General features: G+C 62.2%; 18 protein-coding genes and 1 tRNA gene. 14 read left to right on the plus strand and 5 right to left on the minus strand.

Going from position 1 to position 26,494, the window contains the following annotated elements; all coding sequences use genetic code 11:
- Positions 1-54: 54 nt before the first annotated feature.
- The gene (locus CIW53_RS00255) at positions 55-744 is read right to left on the minus strand and encodes an alpha/beta family hydrolase (protein WP_172969571.1); all 690 of its coding nucleotides are present in this window, start codon (positions 742-744) and stop codon (positions 55-57) included.
- 166 nt (positions 745-910) lie between these two features.
- Between CIW53_RS00255 and CIW53_RS00260 the strand changes: the two genes are divergently transcribed.
- The 4 genes from CIW53_RS00260 to CIW53_RS00275 all read left to right on the plus strand — a co-directional run bounded on the left by CIW53_RS00260 (position 911) and on the right by CIW53_RS00275 (position 9,449).
- The gene (locus CIW53_RS00260) at positions 911-2,620 is read left to right on the plus strand and encodes a sulfatase-like hydrolase/transferase (protein WP_242451723.1); all 1,710 of its coding nucleotides are present in this window, start codon (positions 911-913) and stop codon (positions 2,618-2,620) included.
- Positions 2,621-2,646: 26 nt separating this feature from the next.
- Positions 2,647-3,699 carry a glycerophosphodiester phosphodiesterase gene (locus tag CIW53_RS00265; protein ID WP_149362705.1) on the plus strand — a complete coding sequence of 351 codons (1,053 nt, stop codon included), beginning with the start codon at positions 2,647-2,649 and terminating at the stop codon, positions 3,697-3,699.
- A gap of 789 nt (positions 3,700-4,488) precedes the next feature.
- The gene (locus CIW53_RS00270; protein WP_277949620.1) at positions 4,489-7,452 is read left to right on the plus strand and encodes a DUF6531 domain-containing protein; all 2,964 of its coding nucleotides are present in this window, start codon (positions 4,489-4,491) and stop codon (positions 7,450-7,452) included.
- Positions 7,453-7,463: 11 nt separating this feature from the next.
- Entirely contained in the window at positions 7,464-9,449 is a 1,986-nt protein-coding gene (locus CIW53_RS00275) for an RHS repeat protein (RefSeq protein ID WP_172969547.1), read from the plus strand.
- 598 nt (positions 9,450-10,047) lie between these two features.
- On the opposite strand, the gene CIW53_RS17810 is transcribed toward CIW53_RS00275, so the two are convergent.
- The 3 genes from CIW53_RS17810 to CIW53_RS00290 form a co-directional block, all read right to left on the minus strand.
- Positions 10,048-10,467, minus strand: coding sequence for a hypothetical protein (locus tag CIW53_RS17810; protein ID WP_149362708.1), 420 nt, complete (start codon positions 10,465-10,467; stop codon positions 10,048-10,050).
- 477 nt (positions 10,468-10,944) lie between these two features.
- On the minus strand, positions 10,945-11,247 hold the full coding sequence (locus CIW53_RS00285) for an addiction module antidote protein (RefSeq protein ID WP_149362709.1): 303 nt from the start codon (positions 11,245-11,247) through the stop codon (positions 10,945-10,947).
- A 60-nt stretch (positions 11,248-11,307) separates the two neighbouring features.
- On the minus strand, positions 11,308-11,640 hold the full coding sequence (locus tag CIW53_RS00290) for a type II toxin-antitoxin system RelE/ParE family toxin (protein ID WP_343191902.1): 333 nt from the start codon (positions 11,638-11,640) through the stop codon (positions 11,308-11,310).
- A 141-nt stretch (positions 11,641-11,781) separates the two neighbouring features.
- Here CIW53_RS00290 and CIW53_RS00295 point away from each other — a divergent pair, with 141 nt between their 5' ends.
- From CIW53_RS00295 to CIW53_RS00305, 3 genes are all read left to right on the plus strand, one after another.
- Positions 11,782-12,525 (plus strand): lysoplasmalogenase, encoded by a 744-nt coding sequence (locus CIW53_RS00295; protein ID WP_149362711.1) that lies wholly within the window; start codon positions 11,782-11,784, stop codon positions 12,523-12,525.
- Entirely contained in the window at positions 12,522-13,790 is a 1,269-nt protein-coding gene (locus CIW53_RS00300; RefSeq protein WP_149362712.1) for a sterol desaturase family protein, read from the plus strand. Before CIW53_RS00295 ends, CIW53_RS00300 begins: the two co-directional genes overlap by 4 nt.
- An 82-nt stretch (positions 13,791-13,872) precedes the next feature.
- Positions 13,873-15,381, plus strand: coding sequence for an amino acid permease (locus CIW53_RS00305; protein WP_149362713.1), 1,509 nt, complete (start codon positions 13,873-13,875; stop codon positions 15,379-15,381).
- A 19-nt stretch (positions 15,382-15,400) separates the two neighbouring features.
- On the opposite strand, the gene CIW53_RS00310 is transcribed toward CIW53_RS00305, so the two are convergent.
- Positions 15,401-16,471: a GGDEF domain-containing protein gene (locus CIW53_RS00310; protein ID WP_149362714.1), complete on the minus strand. Its 1,071-nt coding sequence runs from the start codon at positions 16,469-16,471 to the stop codon at positions 15,401-15,403.
- 289 nt (positions 16,472-16,760) lie between these two features.
- Here CIW53_RS00310 and CIW53_RS00315 point away from each other — a divergent pair, with 289 nt between their 5' ends.
- The 7 genes from CIW53_RS00315 to CIW53_RS00345 all read left to right on the plus strand — a co-directional run bounded on the left by CIW53_RS00315 (position 16,761) and on the right by CIW53_RS00345 (position 26,490).
- Positions 16,761-18,662: a M61 family metallopeptidase gene (locus tag CIW53_RS00315; protein WP_149362715.1), complete on the plus strand. Its 1,902-nt coding sequence runs from the start codon at positions 16,761-16,763 to the stop codon at positions 18,660-18,662.
- Positions 18,663-18,806: 144 nt separating this feature from the next.
- A tRNA-Arg gene (locus CIW53_RS00320) sits at positions 18,807-18,883 on the plus strand.
- Positions 18,884-19,170: 287 nt separating this feature from the next.
- On the plus strand, positions 19,171-21,246 hold the full coding sequence (locus CIW53_RS00325) for a class I SAM-dependent DNA methyltransferase (RefSeq protein ID WP_149362716.1): 2,076 nt from the start codon (positions 19,171-19,173) through the stop codon (positions 21,244-21,246).
- On the plus strand, positions 21,243-22,529 hold the full coding sequence (locus CIW53_RS00330; protein ID WP_149362717.1) for a restriction endonuclease subunit S: 1,287 nt from the start codon (positions 21,243-21,245) through the stop codon (positions 22,527-22,529). The genes CIW53_RS00325 and CIW53_RS00330 overlap by 4 nt, the downstream gene beginning before the upstream one ends.
- A 79-nt stretch (positions 22,530-22,608) precedes the next feature.
- Positions 22,609-22,890 (plus strand): type II toxin-antitoxin system RelE/ParE family toxin, encoded by a 282-nt coding sequence (locus tag CIW53_RS00335; protein ID WP_149362718.1) that lies wholly within the window; start codon positions 22,609-22,611, stop codon positions 22,888-22,890.
- A 9-nt stretch (positions 22,891-22,899) separates the two neighbouring features.
- Entirely contained in the window at positions 22,900-23,199 is a 300-nt protein-coding gene (locus tag CIW53_RS00340) for a HigA family addiction module antitoxin (RefSeq protein ID WP_149362719.1), read from the plus strand.
- A 54-nt stretch (positions 23,200-23,253) separates the two neighbouring features.
- Positions 23,254-26,490, plus strand: coding sequence for a type I restriction endonuclease subunit R (locus CIW53_RS00345; protein ID WP_149362720.1), 3,237 nt, complete (start codon positions 23,254-23,256; stop codon positions 26,488-26,490).
- The last annotated feature ends 4 nt before the right edge of the window (positions 26,491-26,494 follow it).

The raw sequence follows: 26,494 nt of genomic DNA on the forward strand, positions 1-26,494 counted from the left end.
GAACGGGCAGGTCTTGGAGGGGTGGCGGAGGTCAGGCGCAGTGCGTGACGCTGTTCAGGACTGCCGCGGCGGCGGCAACCAGCCGCGCACGGCGTGCTTGATCGCGCCGCGCAAATCCATCAGCCGGCGGTGGAAGAAGTGGCTGGTGTCGGGCATGCGCACCAGCTCGGGCTGGTATTCCAGCGTGGCGACCCAGTCGAACACGGCCTGCGGCTCGACCACTTCGTCGGCCTCGCCCTGCACGATCAGCCATGGGCAGGTCGGCAAGGCCACGCTTTCGAACTCCCAGCGGCCGACCGGCGGCGCGATGCTGATCAGCGCATCGGCGCGCAGCGGCACGGCATTGCGGATGGTCACATAGCTGCCGAACGAGAAGCCGGCCAGCCACAGCGCATCGTGCGGGCGCACATGGCGCACCCACGCGACCACCGCGGCCAGGTCGTCGCTCTCGCCAATGCCCTTGTCGTAGACCCCCTGCGAGTTGCCGGCCCCGCGGAAGTTGAAACGCAGCGTGTCTACCCCGGATTCGCGCAGTGCACGTTCGGCCATCGTCACCACCTTGTTGTGCATGGTGCCGCCCTCGGGGGTCAGCGGATGGCAGATCACCGCCACGGCGCGACGCGCGCAGGCCGGGTCGGCGCGGTCGCTGATCGCCTCGAGTTTGCCGGCGGGGCCGTCCAGCATGAAGCTGGCGGCCACTTCGGGAAAGCTGGCGGGGTCGGCAGGAAGCTCGATGGGGTTCATGGACACGATGATAGCCGCCCTTGCCGCCGGCCGCCGAGCCAGGCGCCGGCCGCCCATTCCAAACGCCAGTGGAACGGCCGGGCCGGCATGCCGCCGGTGCGCACGGCGACGACGTAAGATGGCGTCCGGCGACGACAGCAGGGTCCTACAGGGGGACTTTCCACCGATGTATCGAATCTGGCTACTTGCACGCACCCGTGTGGTGTCGCTGTGCGCACTGGCTTTCTTTGCCGGCTGCGTGGCGCTCACCGCGCTGCGCGAGCCGCTGGCGATGCAACGGGGCTTCATCCTGGGCCTGATGCTGTGCACCTTCGTCGTGCTGCTGTTCGCGTTTGCGCGGCTGGCCACGGCGCTGGTGGTCAGCGGCGGTCTGTTCGTCCTGTTGAAGTTCGTTTCGGTGCTGAAGTTGCGTTACCTGGACGCGCAGCTGATGCCATCGGATTTCATCTACTACGCCAGCACCAGCCTGCTCGATACGCTGCGCCATTACCCGCATCTGTACGCGCTGGGTGTCGGCCTGTGCCTGTTGCTGCCGCCGCTGCTGTATCTGGTCTGGCGCTGGGACTGGCGGCTGCCGGCCCGGCGCGGGACACGTCCTGCGGCGGCGTTGCGCGTCGGCGGAATCGTGTTGGGCGCGCTGGCGTTCTGGGTCTGCATGTTGCCCACCGGGCCGTTCGCGCAGGTGCACTCGCGCAACGTCTGGGAGAAATTGTCCGATGACGCCCAGCTGACGAACTTCTTCGTCAACCTGCGCGATGCCGACGTGCATCTGCCGCCGATGAGCAGCGACGCCATCGCCGAGCAGCAATGGGGCGCGACCGCGCGGGGTACCCCGGCCATCGAACATGCGCCGTATCCGGACATCGTGCAGGTGCTGGAGGAAAGTACCTTCGACCCGTCCTTCTACGATGCCTGCAACGTGCCGCAGTGCCGTGCGGCGATGTTCCGGGCCGACGCGCGCACCCGTGCCCACGGGATCTTGCGCGTGCACACCTTCGGCGGCGGCACCTGGGTCAGCGAGTTCGCCGCGCTGACCGGCATGCCGCAGGACATCTTCGGTCCCGGCGGCATGTACGCGCCGTACGTGCTGGCGCCGAACGTGCATGATGCGCTGGCGCTGCAGTTGCGCCGGCTCGGTTATCTGACCATCGGCATCTACCCGACCGAAGCAAGCTTCATCAACGGCGACAACGCCTACCGCGCATACGGATTCGATCACCTCTACGGCGCCAGCGAGTTGGGCCTGGAGGAGTGGGAAGAGAGCGACGCGCAGATGTTCGCCGCCGCCAGGCGCATCTACGACAAGCTGAAGAAGCCGGGCCAGCCGGTGTTCGTGATGATCCTGACCCTGCACCAGCACGGGCCGCACGACGACGAGCCGATGTCGACGCTGCCGCCGTCGTACCGCAACCTGCTGCGCGGCCTGTCCGCAGACGCGGCGCTGAATTTCGATACCTACCTGGCGCGCCTGCACGACTCCGACAGCGCCATGCGCGGGCTGGAACACCTGTTCCTCGATCGTCCGCAGCCGACCGTGCTGATGCATTTCGGTGATCACCAACCGTCCTTCAGCGGGCGCATCCGCGACCTGGCGCGCACGCTGCCGGCGGTCCTGCGACCTGAGCGCGACTACCTCACCTACTACATGCTTAAAAGCAACTTCGTCGGCAAGCCGCTACCGAACTATCCCGTGCTCGACATCGCGTTCCTGCCCAGCATGGTGCTGCAGGCGGCCGGACTGCCGGAGGATTCCTACTTCTCCGCCGCCACCGGCTTGCGCACCCGCTGCAATGGCCTGTACGACGATTGCGCCGTGCCGGGACTGCTGGCGTCCTACCACGCGTGGACGATCGGGCGATTGCATGTCTACCAGTGAGCCGTAGCGGAGCACCGCAAGTGCCGATGCCCACTTCCGCCACCGGGGCGCCGATCGTCCGCACGGTGCAGGTGATCGCCCATCGCGGCGCCAGCGCGCTGCGTCCGGAACACACGCTGGCCGCGTATGCACAGGCGATCGCCGACGGCGCGGATTTCATCGAGCCGGACCTGGTGATGAGCCGCGACGGCGTGCTGCTGGCGCGCCACGAGAACGAGATCGGCAGCACCACCGACGTCGCCGATCATCCGGAATTCGCCGCGCGGCGGACATCCAGGCAGGTCGACGGAGAAACCGTCAGCGGCTGGTTCAGCGAGGACTTCACGCTGGCCGAACTGAAAACCCTGCGTGCCCGCGAGCGGCTGCCGCAATGGCGCAGCACGCAGTACGACGGTCAGTTCGAGATCGCCACGCTGGAGGAAATCATCGAGCTGGCAGCAAGCGCGTCGGCCGGCCGCGCGCGTCCGCTCGGCATCATCCCGGAGATCAAGCACGGCAGCTATTTCGCCGGGCTCGGACTGGCGATGGAAGACCGCGTGCTGGCTACGCTGGCCGAGCATGCCTGGACGCGCACGGCGTCGGTGGTGATCCAGTCGTTCGAGGTCGGCAACCTGCGCTATCTGCGCCGCCGGCTCGGCGACCGCCACCCCAACATCCGGCTGCTGCAATTGCTCGGCGATCCGCACGAACAACCCTGGGACCGCCGCGCCGCCGGCGACACCCTTTACTACGCCCGAATGACGACCCCGCCGGGCCTGCGCGACATCGCCGGCTACGCCGACGCGATCGGCCCGCACGTCCGCGCGATCCTGCCGCTGGATGCCACCGGCCGCTTCGCCGCACCGACTCCGCTGGTGCGCGATGCCCATGCGGCTGGACTGGAAGTGCATACCTACACTTTCCGTCCCGAAAACCACTTCCTGCCGCCATCACTGTGGCAGGGCGACGACCCGGCCACCTTCAATGAAGCCGGTTCGATCACCGAGATTCGCACCGCACTCGATGCCGGCATCGATGCGTTCTTCACCGATGCGCCGGCGATCGGGCGCAAGGCGGTGGACGAGCGTGGTGGATGTTGATGCATGGACCTTGCAACGAGCGCACGCTGTTGCTGCGGATTTCCGTACATATCGAATAGCCTGTCTCATACAAGCGCAAATAATTACGTTACGTAAAAATCTACGCGCTTGACAGGCCGATATTCACTGGAGCAAGAATAATCGCCATTGAGCTGAACCGATGTAGCACAGATCAGCGATTTTACCGGTAACAGGGGGATTAACGACAAAGCAAGGATGTTTCGGAAGGCTGAACATCAGACCGTCGGTGCAGATGGACGTTACGTGAGGTTGGGGGATTGAGAGCGTGATCGCTTATCTCATTGTAATCGGACGCATCTTTGGTTTTTCCTAACTCTGATGCTTCTTAAATAGATTCCACGATTTATCGATATCCTGATTTTGAAGGTTTCGCCACTGCGCGGAATGATCGCTGTTTGGCTTCATTTCCGATCTTTTTTTGAAAAAAGAAATCCCGAGGAAGGAACCTTGAATGTCGTCAATTAAATATCCCCTTGCTGCAGCGGTGGCATCATTGGTTCTGTTGGCTTGGAATACAACGAGTTGGGGCACCATGGTCCCCGGACGTGTCCTGCCGTATCAACCGCTTCCGCCCGTAACTCTTCCTGGTACGACTGTCACTGGTCAACTGCCACTCCCACCTACGGATAATTCTTCGATCGTTACATTAAACACCGTCCACGTAACGGGTCGCATGTCGGGTTATTCGCCGAATAATTCAAGCAAAACAACCACGAACGAGCAGGAGAACAAAACGGTTGTGGAGATATTGTAAGTCATCCGGTTGAAATAAGTAGCGGATCAAAAGTGGAGACCTACACGGATTTTGCCATGCCTGGCGAAATGGGCCTGAAGTACGAGCGCTACTATACCTCGGCCAACAGTCCAACGTGGAATGATAATTTCAACTATTATCTTGATCTGTCATGTGGAGGAAATGACGGATGCAGGCGCATAACGTTGCATCGACCTGATGGTTCCACCATCAGCTTCGATGGACCTCCCAATGGGCATTTGGGTGATTACCCAGAAGACGGTGGCGACGGTCTGGCTACCCTTACGCATAATGCCGATGATACTTATACGATCCATGATGAAGATGCAACCACGCAGGTATACGATGACGGTTACGGGTTCATCCAATCCATCAAGGATAACTCTGGTGTGGGCTGGACATTCAGCCGTTCGGCTTACGCCATCGATTACACCCTGACGGTTACCCACACCAATGGACAGACCGTTACTGTTCAACACCAGGCTTTGACCAACAATGGCACCATTACGCAGTACAAGAAAACGGTAACTGATCCCGCGGGAAACGTCTATGTCTATTTATCGACTCCATATAACGAGATGACCTCTGCGACATTGCCGGGCGCGCCCGCGACGGTGGTCTCCTATCAGTATGGTCTGGGAGGCTTGACCGAAGTCGATGTCAACGGGGTGCCGTATGAGCTGACGACTTATCTAAACGGGCGGGTGAGCAGCAACCGCATGGCTGATGGTACGCAGTTGACCTCCATCGTCTACGGTGTGGACACCGGTGGATCCGAAACGGCGACAATCACGAATCCACTTGGACATGTGTCGACCAATGTTTACGGCGGCTTCAATGGCCTGCTCAGTTCGCGTAGCGAAGATGCTGTGTCCGATTGCGGTTCGACAGTCAATGCGCGCGTTTACGACAGCAATGGCAACCTCGCAAAAACGACTGACAATAACGGTAACATCCATACCTATACCTATGCCGCGAACGGTCAGTTGCAGACTGAGACCGAAGCCTATGGCACCTCGCAAGCGCGCACTACCGACTATGTCTGGGATCCCGATGCCCAACTCAACCGCCCCCTGAGCGTCACGGTCGAGGGATGGTCAAAAACGGTTTATACCTATAACGCGCAGAATCGCGTGGCCTCAGTGGCTGTGAGCAATCTGTCCGGCAACGGCACCGCGAACCAGACATTGACCACGTCGTATCAATACACGCTGTATGCCAACGGCATGGTGCACACGTTGAAGGTGACGCACCCTTCGCCGGGCAACAGCAATGCCGATGTTTTCACTTACGACGCACTCGGCAACCTGACCTCGACGGTCAACGGGCTGGGCCAAACGACTACTTACGGTAGCTACAACGGACTGGGCGAGTCGGGGCATATCGTTGGCCCGAACGGGAATGTCACCGATTACACCTACGATGCGCGTGGCCGGATAGTGACCAGAACCGCCTACCCCGATGGTGCTGCTGCCACTTGGCATTACGCCTATGATGGCTTTGATCTGCTTCGGACCCTGACCGCGCCAGACGGTGAAGTGACCACCTGGAACCGTAATGCGGTGATGCAAGTCACCTCGATTACCCATAACGACAAGGATGGAACCTCGACCGAGTCATTCGGCTATGACGCCAACGGCGACGTCACCAGCCACGTCGTGAAACGGGGCAGCGATATCAGCCTGTCGGAAACGATGTTGTACGACGCTTTGGGACGCTTGTACCAGAAGCAAGGCATGCACGGTCAAACGGTCACCTACGGTTACGACGGCAACGGCAACGTAGTTTCTACCGTGGATGCCGCCGGCCATGCGGTCAATTATCAATTCAATGCGCTCGACCAGTTGACGAAAGCCGTCGAAAGCGGTGGTGCCAGTTTACCCATAGTAGACAGCACGCCAACACTTGGCGCTCCCGGTAACAGCAATACCGGAACCTATGCGGTGAGTTGGTCCGGCGTGAGTGGTGCCACCAGCTATGTGCTGCAACAGCAGATTGCTGGGGGCAGTTGGACAACCGTGCAGCAAGCTGCCGCTACAAGCTGGGCGGCTACCGGTGAAGTCGATGGCAGCTACGGTTACAAGGTCCGTGCGTGCAATGTCACCGGTTGCGGGCCTTGGAGTGCCATCAGTACCACGACAGTATTGCTGCCACCTGCGAATGCCCCGGTTTTGAGTGCCCCCAGCAGCAACATCACGGGCAGTTACACCGTTAGCTGGACCGCAGTGAGCCATGCCAGCAACTATGTTTTGCAGCAGCAGACAAATGGCGGTAGCTGGGCGACGATACAGACATCGGCAGCAACAAGCTGGATCGCGAGCGGCAAAACCAACGGTAGCTACGGCTACAGATCTCAAGCCTGCAACGCCGGCGGCTGTGGGCCGTGGAGCAACACCAGTGTGACGACAGTGGCGCTTCCACCGAGTAGCGCCCCCAGCTTGAGTGTGCCTGGCAGCAGTACGACCGGACGCTACACCGCAAGCTGGACGGCGGTAAGCAGTGCCAGTAGCTACACCCTTCAACAACAGACGAATGGGGGTGCCTGGACGGTGGCACAAACTGGCGCAACTCGCAGTTGGGCGGCAAGCAGCAAACCTAGCGGCAGCTATGGCTATAAGGTTCAGGCTTGCAACGCCAGCGGCTGTGGACCATGGAGCGGTGTCGGCACGGTCGTGGTGGCGTTGCCGCCGGTCGAACCAAGCTCGGTGACAGCACCGTCCTATGTCCATGGAGTGCAGTATTACGTCAGCTGGCCCGCGGTGACGACTGCTACCGCATACAACGTGCTGAGATCCAATCTGGACACCGGGGGCTCGTCCATTGTTGCGACCACCTCCGCGACCAGCGCCACGATGCAGGCGCCGGGATCAACGGAGATATTGCGTTATGCCGTACGGGCATGTAACGCCTCGGGGTGTTCCGCTTACAGGAGCGCAGCAAATACAACGGCAACTGATCCCCCTGGGCCGATTCACTGAGGAGCATGGGTATGGAAAGCCGAAAGAATACGCATACAAGGATCAAGCTGCTCCCGGCGCTGGTGCTGGCGGCGCTCTCGCTGGCTGGTCGCACCGCCTGCGCAGGTAGCCCCACCGTTACCCAGTACACCTATGACAAGGGCGGGTATGTGGCGAGCGTGACCGACCCGCGAAATCTGGTCACGAGCTACGCCCATGACGGCCTGGGCCAGTTGTGGCAGCAGGTCAGCCCTGACACCGGTACCACGAGCTTTACCTACGACAGTTACGGCCGGCGCTCGGGCATGACCCGCGCGGGGGGCATGCATACGTCGTATGCCTACGACACGCTCAATCGCCCGATCAGCGTCAGTGCCGGTGGCCAGACGCAGAGTTTCACCTACGACAGCTGCACGAACGGCGTCGGCCGCCTGTGCACCGACAGCGACGCGATGGGGGCAACGTCATACAGCTATACGCCGGAGGGGCGGGTCGCGGGGCGCGGCTTTGCGATGAGCGGCACCACCTACGCCCTTGGCTATGCCTATGACGCGATGGGTCACGTCGCCACGGTGACCTACCCGGATGGCAACCAGGCCAACTACACCTATGCCGAGGGCGTGGTGTCGGGTGTCTCGCTGAAGATCGGCGGCAGCGTGGTCAATGGTGCCACGGCCATCGCCTATCGCCCGGGCGACCTGGCGATGGCGACGTGGACGTCCGGCAACGGCCTGGTCAACACCCTGAGTTACGACACGGACGGCCGCCTGACGGGCATCAGCGTGCCGGGCGTGCAGAGCCTGGGGTTCAGCTATGACAGCGCCGACCGCATCATCCAGATCAGCAACGGCCTCGATATCAACCTGACCCAGGACTTCGGCTACGGCGATCAATCGCGGCTGCTGTCGGTGTACTCCAGTGCGGACAACGAGAGCTTTCAATACGACGCCAACGGCAACCGCCTCGCCCAGACGGGCACGATCGACACCGTCAGTGCCACCAGCAACCGGTTGCTCAGTTCGGGCTCAAGCCAGTATGGCTATGACGCGCAGGGCAACACGACGACGGTCAACGGTGCCTCGACCTACCACTACGACGCGTTCAACCGCATGGACAGCGCGGCGGGCATGGCCTATTACGTCAACCCGGAAGGCCAGCGCCTGCGCAAGACGGGCAGCGCGGGGACGACGTACTTCGCGCCGGACCGAGGCGGCAGCCTGCTGGCGGAGGACCCGAATAGCAGCTGGATCGACTACGTATGGCTCAACGGTCGGTTGATCGGGCGGATGGCGGGTGGTCAGGTGTACGCGATCCATGACGACCAGACCGGCCGACCGGAAGTGATGACGAATGCGAGCCGCCAGGTCGTGTGGCAGGCACAGAACTTTGCGTTCACGCAGAACGTCACGGTGGCCAACGTGACGCTTAACCTGGGTTTTCCGGGGCAGTATTACGATGCGGAGACGGCGACGTGGAACAATGGGTATCGGGACTACCAGTCGAGGCTGGGGCGATATGTGGAGAGTGACCCGATCGGGCAAAGGGGTGGCATCAACACCTATGCCTATGCCGGGGGGAATCCACTTGTCTATACAGATCCTACGGGAACAACAATTTGGCATGTTGGTATTTTTGTAGCTGGATTTGATTCACCTGTCGGTGGTGTTACTTTGGGTCGTTTTCAAGCTATCTCAGAGTGCGAAAATGGAAAGATTGGTTTTGCACAAGGAACGATTGGTTCACTCGGTAGTGATTTTGGAGGCAAGGCCGGTTTTATTGGTTACACCGTGGATCTGGATGATGGTCTTAACTATGTTGACCCAAGTGTCCTAAATGGACTTTATGTAAGTGAAGGTGGTGGGATTGTAATTGGAGGGGGAGTGACATATGGCAATGTGCGTCTCGGAGGCGCGAGAGGAACTTTTGACTTGGGTGCTGCCGGCGGCTTGAGCATGGGCGAAGGTGCTGATTTTGGTGTATCTCATGTCACCATGTCATCGATCATACCTACGAAATGAACATTATGTTTTATATACTTTGGATTTTATCAGGCTGCCTTCCTATTTTATGCGTCGTTAAAAGATGGCGACTCGTTTTAATACTCAGAGATGGTTATCCAGAAGTCTATAAGAAGCTTGGTAAGCCGTTCGTTTTTGGACTTAATTTCGGTTTTGTATACACGGTCGATAGCGTTTACAAAGAAGAACTAAAAAGTGTTGATAGGTACCAAGTGAGAAATTTGATATTAATGATGATGTTATCGATAAGTTTGGCTGTATTTTCTGCAATTTTCTGTGTATATAAATTTGGTTGATGTTTACTATCAACGAGAATTTTGTGGTCGCGTTTTCATAGCCGCATGATTCCCTGAAAGCTCCCCGCACCGACGGACGCTAAGCGCTTGCTACGCGACCGCCAAGCACCGGTGATGGTTCGCCGTTGACTCACCAGACGGTAGCGTGCCATCCGCCGTGGCAAGGTCGCGATGTCGTGTCGTCATCGCAGGGTTTGCCGGGGAGAAGCAAGCCGCAAACTGCACACGGAAGTGACGCGGCTAGGCTTTGCCCGTGGCTCGTGTGGTTAGTCAAGCGTTTACATATCCAGTCTAGGACGTGATCATAAATGAGGCAGCAAGGGCGTTTTCTGCATTTCCGAACTGGGTCGTATATTAATTTCAAACGATGTATAGAAAGGTGTATATGGTGGGGCGAATAACGTAAGATCACTCACTTTTTTTTCGAAACATAGAGCGAAGTTGGAGTCACCCTTCCGCCACGTTGCGACCACTTTTCCGGACGAATCAAGTTTCACGACAACAACAAACGATGGGATAACTGTGGGTCTCGACGTATGTGCGCATACCGGTATGACACGACTGATTACTGCGCCCTGTGAGTCGAGAAGGGCTTGAGTCTGAGCCTTCGGCACGGATGCTTCATCGCGATCGGCAAGCGTCTTTGCATCAACGTAAGTAAGTGAATTAGCAAACGCTGGTTGAGCTGCGATTGCGAAAGTAAGAAAAATAATCTTGCGCATATTGGTTCCAATATCACTTGCAAGTTGACGGGAGGCGGATTCAAAAGTGAAGTGCGACGCCAACGCAGTGCTGGTGGGAGCCAGATGCCGTAACCTGAACGGCTCTACCTGCAAGTGGAGTTGCCCATGAGCTATTAGCAGCTGACCCAAGCGCAACGCTACCAGATTGGAGCGATGTGGACTTGGAACGATGCGGATTTGAGGTCAGATCTTGTATCGCCATGTCGGCGGCCGTCTGTGCTCCGACAGCGACGCGACGGGGCAACGTCATACAGCTATACGCCCGAGAGTTGCGTCGCGGGGCGTGGCTTTGCGATGGGTGGTAAACCTCAGGGTCAGAGTGCACTTTTTTGAAGTCGCACCGTAAAGGAAAGCACGCTTTGACCGCAGTTTTTGGTTTTTAGATGGGATGGCTGACAGTATCGCTGCAAGATCGGCTGATCGTGTCGTAGGGACATACATCCGTATATCAAGCCACTAACCAGCGGTGGCCGGCGCAGCATGCAGCTGAATGCCGAGTGCCTTGAGGACTTTCAGGACCGTGCCGAAGTTCGGGTTGCCAGCAGGGGAAAGTGCCCGGTACAGCGCTTCGCGCGCCATGCCGGTGTCTTTCGCGAGCTGGGTCATGCCACGCGCACGAGCAACCGTGCCAAGCGCCTTGGCAATGAACGCGGGGTCGTCGCCGGCTTCTTCAAGAGCGGCATCGAGATAGGCGGCAATGTCATCGTTGGTATTCAGGTGCTCCGCGGTGTCCCATGGTCGAGTGATGATCTTGTTCATGCTGGGTGCCTTCGGCTTTCGCGACTGCGGTTTCGGGCGAATGGTGCAAGGGCGAAGCCCTCATGCCAGGTTCTTGGCCATGTCCCTGGCCTTCGCTAGGTCGGCGGCCTGGCTGCTTTTGTCGCCACCGACCAGCAATACGATGATCTGGCCGGCACGCTCGGTGTAATACACCCGGTATCCGGGGCCGACGTCGATCTTCAGTTCACTGATGCCGCCGGTCAGAGCGCGGTACTGGCCCGGGTTGCCATCGGCCAGGCGGTCAATGCGCACGGCAATCCGGGCTTTTGTCTGGCGATCGCGGAGCTTGCCGAACCAGCCGTCGAAAGTGGGAGTGGTACGGATTGTCGCCATGCATAACTGTAACTTGTGAGTTACAGTTATGCAAGCCATTTTAACGACTATGGCAACCCGCACTTCAGCACTGAATTTGTTTCGAGCGCGGGTCGTCGGTCGAGGCTGCCGGACGAACGCGATCAGCCGTTCGCGCCCAAACCGCCACTATGATCATGTGCTCCCGTTACGGCTTCACGCATGATCGTTACCACCAGACACTTCGCCGCCACCAGATCACCCCGTTGGTTGGCGCTGCTCACCTCGGTGGCGGTGCTTGCCGCGATCGTCGGCGCGCTGCTGGCCGGCGATGGCGGTGCCGGTTGGCAGTGGCTGCACTGGATCAGCAAACCGCTGGCCACCGCGCTGATCTTGCTGCTGGCATGGCGCTCCGTCCCTCCGCTGTCGTTGCGCTACCGCCGTTGGGTTCTGGCGGGCATCGCCTGCTCGTTGCTGGGCGACATCCTGCTGATGTTGCCGCAGGACTTGTTCGTGGCGGGCCTGCTTGCCTTTCTGGGCGGCCATCTGTGCTTTCTCGTCGCGCTGCTCGGCGACAGTCGTTTCAGCGCACGCCAGCCGCTGCTGCTGGCCTGCCTGGCATACGGCGCGATCAATCTGTATCTGTTGTGGCCGTCGATTGCCGCGCCGCTGCGCCTGCCGGTGATCGTCTACGTGCTGGTGCTGACCAGCATGGCCGGGCAGGCGCTGGTGCGTGCGCGGCAGTTCGCGCGACGCGGCGATGCGCAGGCCCGCAGTGCCAGGCGGGCGGCTGTCGGCGCGTTGCTGTTCATGCTCAGTGACAGCCTGCTGGCGTGGAACCGCTTCGATGGGCCGATCCCGCTGGCCGCGCTGTGGGTGCTGGCGACGTACTATCTGTCGCTGTGGTGGATCGCGCGCTCGGTGGCGCGCGAGGGCAGCATCGTCGAGGCGGGTGCGTTGCAGTGAACATGCAGGAAACCATCATCACCTGGGCTACGCCGGTGTTCTTCGTGCTGATCGCACTGGAGTTGCTGGTGGCGAAACTGCGCGGACGGCCGGCATACGCCAGCAGCGACGCGGTCAACAGCATCGGGCTGGGGGTGATCTCGCAGATCGTGGGCGTGTTCGGCAAGCTGCTGACGATCGGCATCTACGCGTGGTGCGTCGAGCACCTGGCGCTGTTCACGCTGCCGGCGGACAGCCTGTGGGTCTGGGCCGGCGCCTTGCTGCTGTACGACTTCTGCTACTACTGGCTGCATCGCGGCGGGCATCGGGTGAACATCCTGTGGGCCGCGCACGTGGTGCACCACCAGAGCGAGCACTACAACCTGTCCACCGCGCTGCGCCAGACCGGCACCGGCGTGCTGCTGGGCTGGCTGTTCTACCTGCCGCTGGCGCTGCTCGGCGTGCCGCTGAAAGTGTTCGTGATCGTCGCGCTGATCGACCTGCTGTACCAGTTCTGGGTGCATACCGAACAGATCGGCCGGCTTGGCTGGTTCGACCGGGTGTTCTGCTCGCCGTCCAACCATCGCGCGCATCACGCGGTGAACGATCGCTATCTCGATCGCAATTACGGCGGCGTGCTGATCGTTTGGGATCGCCTGTTCGGCACCTTCGTCGAAGAGGACGACGGCGACCGGCCGGTCTATGGCACGCGTTCGCCGCTGCGCAGCTGGAACCCGCTGTGGGCGAACGCCGAGGTGTACTGGAGCACGGCGGTGGACGCCTGGCATGCGCGGCGCTGGCGCGACAAATTGCTGGTGTGGATCAAGCCGCCGGGCTGGCGGCCGGCGGACGTGGCGGCGCGTTATCCGAAGCCGGCTTTCGTGATGCCGACCGAGCGCTTCAACCCGCCACTGTCGCGCGGCATGACGCTCTACGTACTGCTGCAGTTCGCGCTGCTGCTGGGCATGGCCACGCAGTTCCTGGGCATGGCCGGCACGGCGGGTTTGCCGACGTTGCTGGCATACGCGGCGTATCTGGTGGCAAGCCTGTGCGTGCTCGGTGCCCTGATGGAAGCGCGGCGCAGCGCGCCGTGGCTGGAGGCGCTGCGCGTGTTGGCGACCGCGCTGGTGCCGCTGGCCAGCGGCCGCTGGTTCGGCATCGACCATCTGGACGGCTATTCCGGTTTGGCCATTGCTGCGTTGTTCGGCGCAAGCGCGCTGGCGCTGGGCTGGCTGTCTGTCCGTTCGCGCGAGTCCGCATTGCCGGGCAAGCCCGCACCGGGCTGAGCCACAGCCACCATGACCCCCGGCATGCAGGCATGACCGGTCATATTCGTTATGATCGGTGCTTGCTTTCAGGGGTAATGCGATGAGTTTCTTCAGCAAGCTGGTGCGCCACAAGACAGTCGAGCAGTTGCAGGCGGAGGTCGGCACGCGTGGCGATTTCCGCCGGGTGCTGGGGTTGTGGCAACTCACCGCGATCGGCATCGGCGGCATCATCGGCGTCGGCATCTTCGTGCTGGCCGGCCAGCAGGCGGCAGCGAACGCCGGCCCGGCGGTGGCGCTCAGTTTCCTCATCGCCGGCATGGGCAGTGCCTGCGCCGCGCTGTGCTACGCCGAGTTCGCCGGACTGATTCCGGTCACCGGCAGTGCCTACACCTACGGCTACGCGGTGCTGGGCGAGTTCGTCGCCTGGATCATCGGCTGGGACCTGTTGCTGGAATACGCGCTGGTGGTCGCGGTGGTGGCGATCGGCTGGTCCGGCTATGTGCAGGTGCTGCTCAATTCCGCCGGCGTGCATTTGCCGGAATGGGCGCAGCAGAGCATGAGCGCGCAGACCATGCAGTATTACCTGCAGCAGATCTTCGGCATGCACGGTTCGGCGGCGATTGCCGGACCCAGCGATGGCCATCGTTTCAATCTGATCGCCGCGGCGGTCTCGGTGGCGGTGGCGGTGCTGCTGACCGTGCGCATGGAGTGGGGCGCTCGCTTCAACACGCTGATCGTGGCGATCAAGGTGGTCGGCGTGTTGCTGGTGATCGGCGTGGGCGTGTTCTACATCGACGCCGCGAACTGGCACCCGTTCATCCCCGCGCGCATCGTCGATGCCACCGGCGTCGGCCACTTCGGCTGGCAGGGCGTGCTGACCGGGGCCAGCGTGGTGTTCTTCGCGGTGTTCGGTTACGACACGCTGACCACCGCGGCGGAGGAATCGAAACATCCGCAGCGCGACCTGCCCCGCGCGGTGCTGCTGTCGCTGGCGATCGCGATGGTGCTGTACGTCGCGGTGTCGCTGGTGCTGACCGGCATCACGCCTTACAGCAACCTCAACGGCGAGGCGTCGGTGTCGCAGGCGTTCGAGTCGATCGGCTTGCACTGGGTCAGCATCGCGATCGCGGTGGCGGCGGTGGTCGGCGTCACCAGCGTGCTGTTCGCGTTCATGCTGGGCGCGGCGCGGATCTGGTTCGCGCTGGCGCGCGACGGCCTGCTGCCGGCGTGGTTCGCGAAAGTCAGCCCGCGCTTCGGCACGCCGGCGCGACCGACCATCATCCTGGGCCTGTTCACCGCGCTGGTCGCCGGCCTGCTGCCGATCGGCGAGGTGGCCGAGCTGGTCAACATCGGCACGCTCAGCGCCTTCATCATCATCTGCGGCTCGATCATGTTGTTGCGCGTGCGCCGGCCCGACCTGCAGCGCAACTTCCGCACGCCGGCGGTGTGGTTCACCGCGCCGCTGGGCATCGTGTTCTCCGCCGTCCTGATCTATGGCCTGCCGTGGATCACCTACGAGCGCTTCATCATCTGGATGGCGATCGGCTGCGTGATCTATTTCGCCTACGGCATCCGGCACAGCAAGCTGGCATCGTCGAACCAGGCCTGACCGCCGCCGGACTCGGTGGTCAGGCCGCAACGATGCGGTCGCGGCCCTCGGCCTTGGCGCGACGCATGGCCTGGTCGGCACGGGCCAACAAGGTTTCGATCGCTTCGTCGGCGCGGCCGCATTCGGCGATGCCGATGCTGACGGTCAGCGGGCCGTCAGGACGCATGATCGCGTGCGTGGCCAGGCGCAGTTTCTCGGCGCGGATACCGCCCAGGCGCAGGTCGAGGCCGGGCAGCAGCACCGCGAATTCCTCGCCGCCGATGCGGCCGATCAGGTCGCTCTGACGCAACTGTCGGCGCATCGCCGCGGCCAGCGCGACCAGCGCGGCGTCGCCGGCGGCGTGGCCGTAGTCGTCGTTGAGCGGCTTGAAGTGGTCGGCATCCAGATACAGCACGCACGCCGGCTGCTGCCGGCGATGGATGTCGTGCAGCGCCAGCCGCGCCAGTTCGAGAAAGCGGTTGCGCTGCAGCAGGCCGGTAAGGCCATCGGTGTTGGCCTGCTCGCGCAGCTGCCGCTCCAGCCGGAACTGCTCGAACAACGTGCGCGCCATGAACGCGCGCAGCACGGTCGCCAGCGAGATTGCGATCGCCATGTAGACCGTGTACTGCACGAACAGCGAGGTATCGCTGGGGCCGAACAGGAGAACCGGCAGCGGTCCCACCGCGCACAGTGTCATGGCGACGATGAAATCCCAGCGGCCCATCCAGAGTACCGATGTCGCCAGCGGTACCAGCAGACCTGGCGGAACCCACGGCTGCTGCGGGTGGCCGACACTGCCGAGGTTGATGCCGATTTCGAGCAGCAGCACGCACAGCAGGGTCAGCAGGCTGAGCAGTCGCGGCTGTCGCACGCGGCCGGTCGCCATCGCCACCAGCAGCAGCGGCAACGCCGGCGCCAGGCGCAACCACAGCGGCAGCGGCGAGCTGCGAACCAGCACGCTGGCACCGATGGCCACCAGGTAGGACAGCACGGCCACCAGCATCAGTGCGTGGATCATCGGCCCCATCCGGAACGCCAGGTAGCGGCGGTATTCGTCGCGCTGGGCGGCTGTTTCGTCGGCGCGCCGGTGGTTGTCGAGCGATGCAGGCATACGGATTCCGAGGGTCGAACACGAGCGGGTGTCCGCACGAACCGAGCAAGATGGGTGCCAGATCATATCGGTCAGCAGGAATCGGCTCCTTCGATGATGACGGCCGTGACCTTCGGCAGGGGGTAAGTCCGGTGTCGCCGTTCTAGCATCGACGCTCGGGATTCCTGTTGCGACCATTTCAGGTGGCGCGGATTCCCGGAGCCCGTCTGGCTTTTTCCGTTCGCGCCGTGGTTTCCAGGCGTGCTCGGCATGCGTCGCCGAGCTTCCCCATTCCCACACGGAGAACGCCTTGAAAGCCACACGTCTTGCTACCGCCCTCGCCGCTGCCGCCCTCGGGTTGGCCAGTTTCGCCGTGCTTGCCGATGTCCCGGCGCCGCAGGATGTGCCTTATCAGGGCACCTTGAAGATCAGCGTCGACGCCACCGACGTCGCGCACCGCATCTTCCGCGTGCACGAGACCGTGCCGGTCGCGGCCGCCGGCCCGCTCACCCTGCTGTATCCGCAGTGGCTTCCCGGCAACCACTCGCCGACCGGCCCGATCGACAAGATGGCCGGGCTGGTGGTCAAGGCCAATGGTCAGGTGCTGCCGTGGACGCGCGACCCGCTCAACGTGTACGCCTTCCACGTCGACGTGCCGCAGGGCGCGAGCAGCGTGGACGTGACGTTCCAGTTCCTCTCGCCGCAGGATCGCAGCCAGGGCCGCGTGGTGATGACCCCGGAGATGCTCAACCTGCAGTGGAATGCCGTGACGCTGTATCCGGCCGGCCATTACGCCAGCCGGATCCGGGCCGAAGCCAGCGTGAGGCTGCCCGCCGGCTGGCAGGCCGGCACGGCGCTGGAAGTGGCCTCGAAGGACGGCGACACGATCCACTTCAAGCCGATCGATTACGACGACCTGGTCGATTCCCCGATCTACGCCGGCAAGTATTTCAAGCGCATCGATCTCGACCCGGGCGCGAAGACGCCGGTACACATGGACATCGTCGCCGACGCGGCGAAGTACCTGGAAATCAAGCCTGAGCAGGTCAAGCCGTTCCGCGAGCTCGTGCAGCAGATGTACAAGATGTACGGCGCGCACCACTACGACCACTACGATTTCCTGGTTTCGCTCAGCGACAAGATGAGCGGCAACGGCCTGGAGCATCACCGTTCCAGCGAGGACGGCACCTCGGCCGACTTCTTCACCGAGTGGAAGAAGAACGCGCTGGGCCGCGACCTGTTCTCGCACGAGTTCAACCATTCCTGGGACGGCAAGTACCGTCGCGGCGCCGACCTGGCCACGCCGAACTTCAACGTGCCGATGAGCGACACCCTGCTGTGGGTGTACGAAGGCCAGACCCAGTTCTGGGGCCAGGTGATGGCCGCGCGGTCGGGCCTGTGGGACACCGACCAGACCCACGACATGCTGGCCTTCGTGGCCGCCACCTACGACAAGGGGCGTCCCGGCCTGGCCAGTTTCCGCAACGTGCAGGACACCACCAACGACCCGGTCATCGCGCAGCGCGCGCCGTTGCCGTACCGCAACTACCAGGCCAGCGAGGACTACTACTCGGCCGGCCAGCTGATCTGGCTCGACGTCGACGGCAAGCTGCGCGAGCTCAGCCACGGCAAGAAGAGCATCGACGATTTCGGCAAGTCGTTCTTCGGCATGGAGAACGCCAAGTGGGACGTCAACACCTACACGTTCGAAGACGTGGTCAAGACGCTCGACGACATCGCGCCGTATGACTGGGCGAAGTACCTGCGCACGCGGCTCGACGGCCATGGCCCGCTCATCGGCGGCATCGAGTCGCACGGCTGGAAGCTGGTCTACAACGACAAGCCGTCCGACGCGGTGAAGGCGATCGAGGCACGCCGGCATTCGGCCGACCTCACCTATTCGCTCGGCCTCTCCATCGGCAAGGCGGGCGCCATCGGCGACGTGCTGTGGGACGGTCCGGCGTTCAAGGCCGGCATCTCGCCCGGCATGACGGTGATCGCGGTCAACGGCCACGACTACGACGCCGATGCACTCAAGGACGCGGTCACCGCCGCGGCGAAGGACAAGACCCAGCCGGTCGAACTGCTGGTGAAGAACTTCGACGAGTACAAGACCGTGCGCATCGACTACCACGATGGCCTGAAGTACCCGCACCTGGTCCGCGACACCGGCAAGCCGGACACCCTGGCCACGCTGCTCAAGGCCCGCTGAGGCGCCTTGTAGGAGCGACTTCAGTCGCGATGCCTTCGGTCACCGGAGAGCATCGCGGCTGAAACCGCTCCCACAGGACTCGCTGCCCCGGCTATACTGCGCTCCCGCGGTGCCGGCTGTGCCACCCACCGCGCGGCCGTACATGCGCCCGTAGCTCAGCTGGATAGAGTACTGCCCTCCGAAGGCAGGGGTCGTGGGTTCGAATCCCGCCGGGCGCACCATTTTTCCGTGCACTATCTTTGCCGGAAGGCCTTCGAATCAGTGGACACTGTCTGCGACCTTGTCGGGAGGCGAGCGGAGTAAGTGCGCGCCAAGCAACCGCGCCACCGAGCCACCGAGGCACCAGCAGACACTCGACGCTCGACGAGCGACAGGTCTTCCGTGATCGCGGAGAATGGGACGATGCCGGCAGCTTCCGCTGCATGATTTTCGCGCCACGAATGGCATCGTCTTGAGGTCGTGCCCGCGACGAGAGCATCCAGGTGGATCACACAGCAAAGAAGCAACGATGACCAAAGACCAACTGAAAAAACTCGAAGCCGATCTGTGGCGTTCGGCCGACAGCCTGCGCGCCAACTCCGATCTCAAGGCCAGCGAGTACTCCACGCCCGTGCTCGGGCTGATCTTCCTGAAATTTGCCGACAACAACTACCGCAAGCACGAGGCGGCCATCCTTGCCGAGCACGGCAAGCACAAGGGCAAGCGTGCCGAGCGCGAACTGGCGGCGATCGCGGTCGAGCGGTGCGGCTTCTATCTGCCCGAGCACGCCCGCTATGACTATCTGCTCAATCTGCCGGATGACCAGGACATCGCGCGCGCAATCAAGCTGGCGATGCAGGCGATCGAGCAGTACAAGCCCGAGCTGGCAGGCGTGCTGCCGCAGGACGAATACTTCCGGCTGACCCGTTCCGAGCAGAACCGCGGCATCCCGCGCCAGCTGCTGAAGAACTTTGCCGACATCCCGGCCGACGCCGACGGCGACATGTTCGGCCAGATCTACGAATACTTCCTCGGCGAGTTCGCCATGTCCGAGGGGCAGGGCGGCGGCGAGTTCTTCACCCCGCGCTCGGTGGTGCAGCTGATGGTCGGCATCATCCAGCCGCATGGCGGCACGGTGTACGACCCGGCCTGCGGTTCCGGCGGCATGTTCGTGCAGTCGGCGCACTTCATCGAGCAGCACCGGCGCGACAAGGCCGATGGCGGCTCGGACATCTATGTCTACGGGCAGGAGAAGACGCTCGAAACGGTCAAGCTGGCCAAGATGAACCTGGCGGTCAACGGCCTGCGCGGCGAGATCAAGCAGGCCAACACCTATTACGAAGACCCACACGACAGCTTCGGCGCGTTCGACTACGTCTTGGCCAATCCGCCGTTCAACGTCGACGACGTCGCGCTGGGCAGCGTCGAAGGCGATCGCCGCTTCAACAGCTACGGCATCCCGCGCAACAAGACCAAGGTGAAAAAGGCCGACGAGGGCAAGCAGACCGTACCCAACGCCAACTACCTGTGGATCAACCTGTTCGCCACCTCGCTCAACGAACACGGCCGCGCCGCGCTGGTGATGGCCAACTCGGCCAGCGACGCGCGCCATTCCGAGGCGGACATCCGCAAGGCGCTGATCGAGGCCAACCTGATCTACGCCATGCTCACCCTGCCGTCCAACCTGTTCTACACCGTCACCCTGCCGGCCACGCTGTGGTTCTTCGACAAGGCCAAGGACGACGATCGCATCCTGTTCATCGATGCGCGCAACGTGTTCACCCAGATCGATCGCGCACACCGCGAATTCAGCACCGAGCAGGTGCGCAACCTGGCCCTGATCAGCCAGTTGCATCTGGGTGACCGCCACGAATTCATCGAGGCGATCGACGACTACTTCGCCGCCGGTTTTGCCGCGCTGGCCGAAAGCCACACCCATGTCGCGCCGCTGGCCGAGCAGTTGCAGGCCGTGCTGGACGATGCCGAAGGTAAGCAGGCGGTGGCCGAGATGCAGGCCGAATGGGCCGCGCTGAAACCGCTGCAGGCGCGTTACGCCAAGTATCTGGCCAAGGCCGATGCCAGCGCACCCACCGAAACCAGCAACACGGCCCAGCAGAAACTGCGCGAACACTGCGATCCGTTCTTCGCCGCCCTGCATGCCGACCTCAAGCGGCTCGACAAGCAGGTACGCCAGCACGAAAAGCAGCTCACCGACGCCGCCCAGGCCGAAGGCAAGCGTGGCGGCGTGGACCGCGATACCCGCGCGCTCAAGACCGCACTGGACGCGCTGCATGCCGAAGTGCGCCGTGCCGAAGCCTGGTTCGGCCATGTGCGCTGGTTGCAGGAGCGCTTTCCGAATGCCGCGTACGAAGATGTCACCGGGCTGTGCAAGCTGGCTACGCCGGCTGAAGTGAAAGAGCAGGATTATTCGCTCAATCCGGGACGCTATGTGGGCGTGGTGATCGAGGAGGACGGGAAAACGGAGGACGAGTTTCTGGATGAGCTTCAAGCAATGACTCGGGAGCTGTCGGATCTCGCCGCCTCTGCAGATGACCTTCAGCGTGTCATCTTCAACAACGCCAATCTGCTCGCGGAACGGGTATGAGTGAGTGGCAGCGAGTTCCATTCGCAGAGCTGCTCGTCGATAGTCGGGATGGCGAGTGGGGTGAAGGGGCACCGGCGATCGGATTGCAGGCATGTGACCTGATCCGTGGCACCGACTTCGGATCCCTCACGAATCGGGATGTTTCGCTTCCGCTGCGCTGGATTCCGGATCGCTTGATCGAACGAAAGCAACTTCAGGCTGACGACATTGTTTTCGAGATGGCCGGCGGAACGGCCAAGCAATCAACGGGGCGCAGCGCTTTCGTTGGTCGCTCCTTCCTGAAAGGTCGCGAGCGACCTGTACTTTGCGCAAGCTTCTGCCGTCACCTGCGTCTTAACCGTGAAAGATTCGAGCCGCGCTTTATTTACTATCTCCTGCAAACGCTTTACGCAGCTGGATACATGGGTGTTTTCAACATCCAGCACACCGGCGTATCGAGGTTTCAGTACACCTCGTTCAAGAAGCACACGGAACTACGTATTCCGTTTCTATCGGAGCAGAGAAAAATTGCCGCTGTCGCTGCGGCCTACGACGAACTAATCGAGAACAACCGGCGGCGGATTGCCTTGCTGGAGCGGATGGCCGAGCAGCTCTACCGCGAATGGTTCGTCCGCTTCCGATTTCCCGGCTACCAACAGGCGAAGTTCGAGAAGGGCATCCCATCTGGATGGGCGGTGGGAAAATTGTCGGATGTGGCCGATGTGAATGCGAGATCCTTGAAAAGGGGCCGCGAGCCGGAAGCTGTTCGCTACGTGGATATCGGTGCGGTCACGACCAACGCCATGCAGATACCTGAGCCTGTTCGATTTCGCGATGCGCCCGGTCGGGCGCGTCGCTGCGTGAAGCACGGCGACATGCTCTGGTCGTCGGTACGCCCTGCCAATCGCGCATATTGCCTAGTCTTTGAGCCACCGGGAAATCTGATTGCTTCCACTGGTTTTGCGGTTATCTCGCATCACGCGGATGTGCCGTTTTCGTTCATCAAGTTCGCCACCACGATGGATTCATTCGTGGAGCAGATGACGGCAGTAGCCAAGGGAGCCGCGTATCCAGCAACAAGCTTCGACGATTTCGAAAACGCTGCCTTGCTCATTCCGCCTTCCGATCTGCTTGGTGAATTCCACCAGCAAGTACTGCCGATGCTGAGCCTGTCGCACGAGTTGTGCGCTCAAAATGAGGTTCTGGTTCGGACTCGCGACCTGCTCCTCCCCCGCCTGATCTCCGGCAAACTGCGCGTGGACGATCTCGATATCCGCTTCCCACCCAGCATGCAGGCGGGCTGACCGCTGGCGCTTAGCGCGCCATGGGGCATCGCGAGTCATGCGCGCTTGCACTATATCGCTTTCCGATACACTATAAGCCATGACCATCCAGTCATTCCGCTGCAAGGATACGCAAGCGCTGTTCGAGCGACGCCGAGTGCGGCGTTTCCTGGCGATCGAGCCGGCGGCGCGACGCAAGCTGGAATTGCTCAACGCGGCAACGCAACTGGACTATCTGCGCGTGCCGCCGGGCAACCGGCTGGAAGCCTTGGCCGGCGACCGCAAGGGCCAGCACAGCATCCGTGTGAATGACCAGTTCCGGTTGTGCTTCGTGTGGACCGCCGACGGCCCGGGCCTGGTCGAGATCGTCGATTATCACTGAGGATTTGCCATGCCCCGCAAACTGTCACCCATCCATCCCGGCGAGATCCTGCGCGAGGAATACATGATGCCGCTGGAGCTGTCGTCCAATGCGCTGGCCCGCGCCCTCGAGGTCACGCCCGCCCGTATCAACGAGATCGTGCGCGAACGGCGCGGCATCAGCGCCGATACTGCGCTGCGGTTGGCGCGCTATTTCGGCAATGACGCGCAGAGCTGGCTGAACCTGCAGCAGCGCTACGACATCGAGTGCGCGCAGGACAGCATCGGCGGCGCGCTGAGGAAAATCACGCCATATCAGGCGGCAGCCTAAGTTAGCGCAAACGCATTATCGTTAACTAACGACTGTTGCAAGGAAAGCTTGCCGATGCCAAACCTGATAACGGAAGACCAGATCGAGCAGGCTTTGCTGGGCCGGTTGACCGCGCTGCCGGGCTGGTCGGTGCTGAATTGCCATACCGCTGAACCGGATCAAATGGCCGATGGTTCGGGCCGCGCCGACAAGCGCGCGGTGATCCTGCGCGACCGGCTGCGTGCGGCGGCGCGACGGTTGAACCCGGAGCTGCCGGAGCCCGTCCTCGATGAGGCGCTGGATCGGCTTTGCGAACGGCGGCCGGCGATGACCGCGGTGATGGCCAACCGCGAGGTCTACGACCTGCTGTGCCACGGTATCGCGGTGGAGTTCGACGATGCACAGGGGCGCCGCCGGCATGAGCGTTTGCGGGTGATCGACTTTCGCGACGCGGCACGCAACGACTTCCTGGCGGTATCGCAGCTGTGGGTCAAGGGCGAGCGGGGCGGCTACCGCCGGCCGGACGTGCTGCTGTACGTCAACGGCCTGCCGCTGGTGTTCATCGAGCTGAAGAACTCCAACGTCGCGCTGAAGAGCGCCTACACCGACAACCTCACCACCTACCGCCACGAGATTCCGCAGCTGTTCCTGTGCAACGCTTTCTGTGTGCTCAGCAACGCGCTGGATACCCGCGTGGGCAGCCTGACCGCCGAGTGGGAGCATTTCTTCACCTGGCTGCGCCCGGATGACGAGAAGGAAAAGATCGACCGCGAGCAGATCCGCGCGGACGGCACCAGCCTGGAGCGGGTGATCGACGGCTTGTTCGTGCCGGCACGGCTGCTGGACTACGTCGAGAACTTCATCCTGTTCCACCAGCAGACGCAGAAGATCATCGCGCAGAACCACCAGTTCATCGGTGTCAACCGGGCGTTGGAGCGGTTCGACCGGCGCGCCGAGCTGGACGGCAAGCTCGGCGTGTTCTGGCACACCCAGGGTTCGGGCAAGAGCTTCTCGATGATCTTCTATGTGCGGAAGATTTTCCGACGCACGCCCGGCAACTTCACCTTCGTGGTGGTGACCGACCGCGAGGACCTGGACGGGCAGATCTACCGCAACTTCCTCAACACCGAGACAGTCAGCCAGGCCGAGGCGGCGCAGCCGAAGAACAGCGCGGAGATGCGCCAGTTCCTCGGTCAGAACAAGCGGCTGGTGTTCACCCTGATCCAGAAATTCCGCTATGCCGCGGGTGCGCCGTATCCGTTGCTGTCCGACCGCGCCGACATCGTGGTGATCATCGACGAGGCGCACCGCACCCAGTACGCCAGCCTGGCCGAGAACATGCGCGCCGGCCTGCCCAACGCGAACTACCTGGCGTTCACCGGCACGCCGCTGCTGGGGCGCGAGCGCAAGACCGCGACCTGGTTTGGCGGCTATGTATCCGAGTACAACTTCCAGCAGTCGATGGACGACGGCGCCACGGTGCCGCTGTTCTATTGCAAGCGCGTGCCCGAGGTGCTGATCCAGAACGAGGATCTGAGCGAGGAGTTCTACCAGATCCTGGAGGACGAGAACCTCGATGAGGCGCAGCAGGCCAAGCTGGAACAGCGCTTCGCCAGGGAAGTGGAGGTGATCAAGCGCGACGATCGGCTTGAAGCGATTGCACGCGACATCGTCAGCCACTTCCCGCGCCGCGGCTATCTCGGCAAGGCGATGGTGATCTCGCTCGACAAGTTCACCGCCGTGCGCATGCACAACAAGGTGCAGGCGCTGTGGAAGGACGAGATCAAGGCGCTGGTCGGGCGCATCGCCAGCACTGCCGATGAGTTGGAGAAGGCGCGGCTGAAGAAGCGGCTGGATTACATGCGCAGCGTGGAGATGGCCGTGATCGTCAGCGAGGAGGCCGGCGAGGAGGAGAAGTTCGCCGCGCAGAAGCTGGACATCAAGCCGCACCGATCGCGCATGAACCGGCTGGATGCGAACGGCCACGACATCGAATACAACTTCAAGGATCCCGGCGATCCGTTGCAGCTGGTGTTCGTCTGCGCCATGTGGCTGACCGGTTTCGATGCGCCCACGGTTTCCACGCTTTACCTGGACAAGCCGATGAAGGATCACACCCTGATGCAGACCATCGCGCGCGCGAACCGCGTGACCAGCTGGCTGATCGGCGGGGTGCCCAAGCGCAACGGCGAGATCGTCGATTACTACAACGTGTTCCGCAACATGAAACGGGCGCTGCGCGATTACGCGCAGGGCGACAGCGACGACGAGCGACCGCCGGTCCAGCCCAAGGATGAATTGTTCGTGTTGCTGGACGAGGCGATTGCCCAGGGCCGCACGTTCTGCGCGGAACGCGGCGTCGAGCTGGACAACGTGCTGGCGCAGGCGAACGTGTTCGAGAAGGTGGGCGAGTTCGGCCGCTTTGCCGATACGCTGCTCGGCAACGACGAGTGGCGCAGGTCGTTCAACGTCTACGAAAACAGCATCAGCGCACTGTACGAAGCGTGCAAGCCGGAAATTCTAGGGCGGCCGGTGGCGCGCCAGGTGGCGGTGTTCCAGTACCTGCGCGGGGTGATCGACAGCGCCATCGGCGAGGCCGATATCGACGAGGTGGCCCGGCGCATCGGCGAATTGCTGGACCAGAGCGTGGTGGTGGATCGGCAGTCGGGAAGCTGGCAGGCCGATCGCGCCAGCCCGGTCTACCAGATCGTGCAGAAGGGCAAGGTCTGGGATCTCAGCCGAATCGACTTCGACAAGTTGCGCGCCGAGTTCACCGCCACTGAATACAAGAACATCGAGATCGCCGACCTGCGCGCCTTCATCGCCCGCAAGCTGGAGCAGATGCTGCATGCCAATGTCACGCGCGCCGATTTCGCGCAGCGCCTGCAGCAGATCATCGATAGCTACAACTCCGGCGGCTCGTCGAATGAACAGTATTTCGAGGAGCTGCTGAAGTTCACCCGCGACCTGAGGGCCGAGGACGAGCGACATCTGCGCGAGGGGCTCACCGAGGACGAGCTGGAGCTATACGACCTGCTGTTGCAGGAAGGGCTCAGCAAGGACGACACGCAGAAAGTGAAGTTGGCGGCGCGCCACCTGCTCCATCGCCTGCTGGAGGAAAGCCCCAGGGTGCTGGTGCAGGACTGGTTCAAGGATCGCCAGACCCAGGAAGCCGTGCGCAATGCCGTGGTGACGGTGCTGGATGCCGACCTGCCGCCCAGTTACGACCGCGCGTTGTTCAAGCAGAAATGCGATCGGGTCTTCGAGGTGATGGTGGATTACGCCAGCCGGGGCAGGAAGTGGGCGGCATAAGGCA

This window comes from Rhodanobacter sp. T12-5, assembly GCF_008329435.1.
GTDB lineage: Bacteria > Pseudomonadota > Gammaproteobacteria > Xanthomonadales > Rhodanobacteraceae > Rhodanobacter.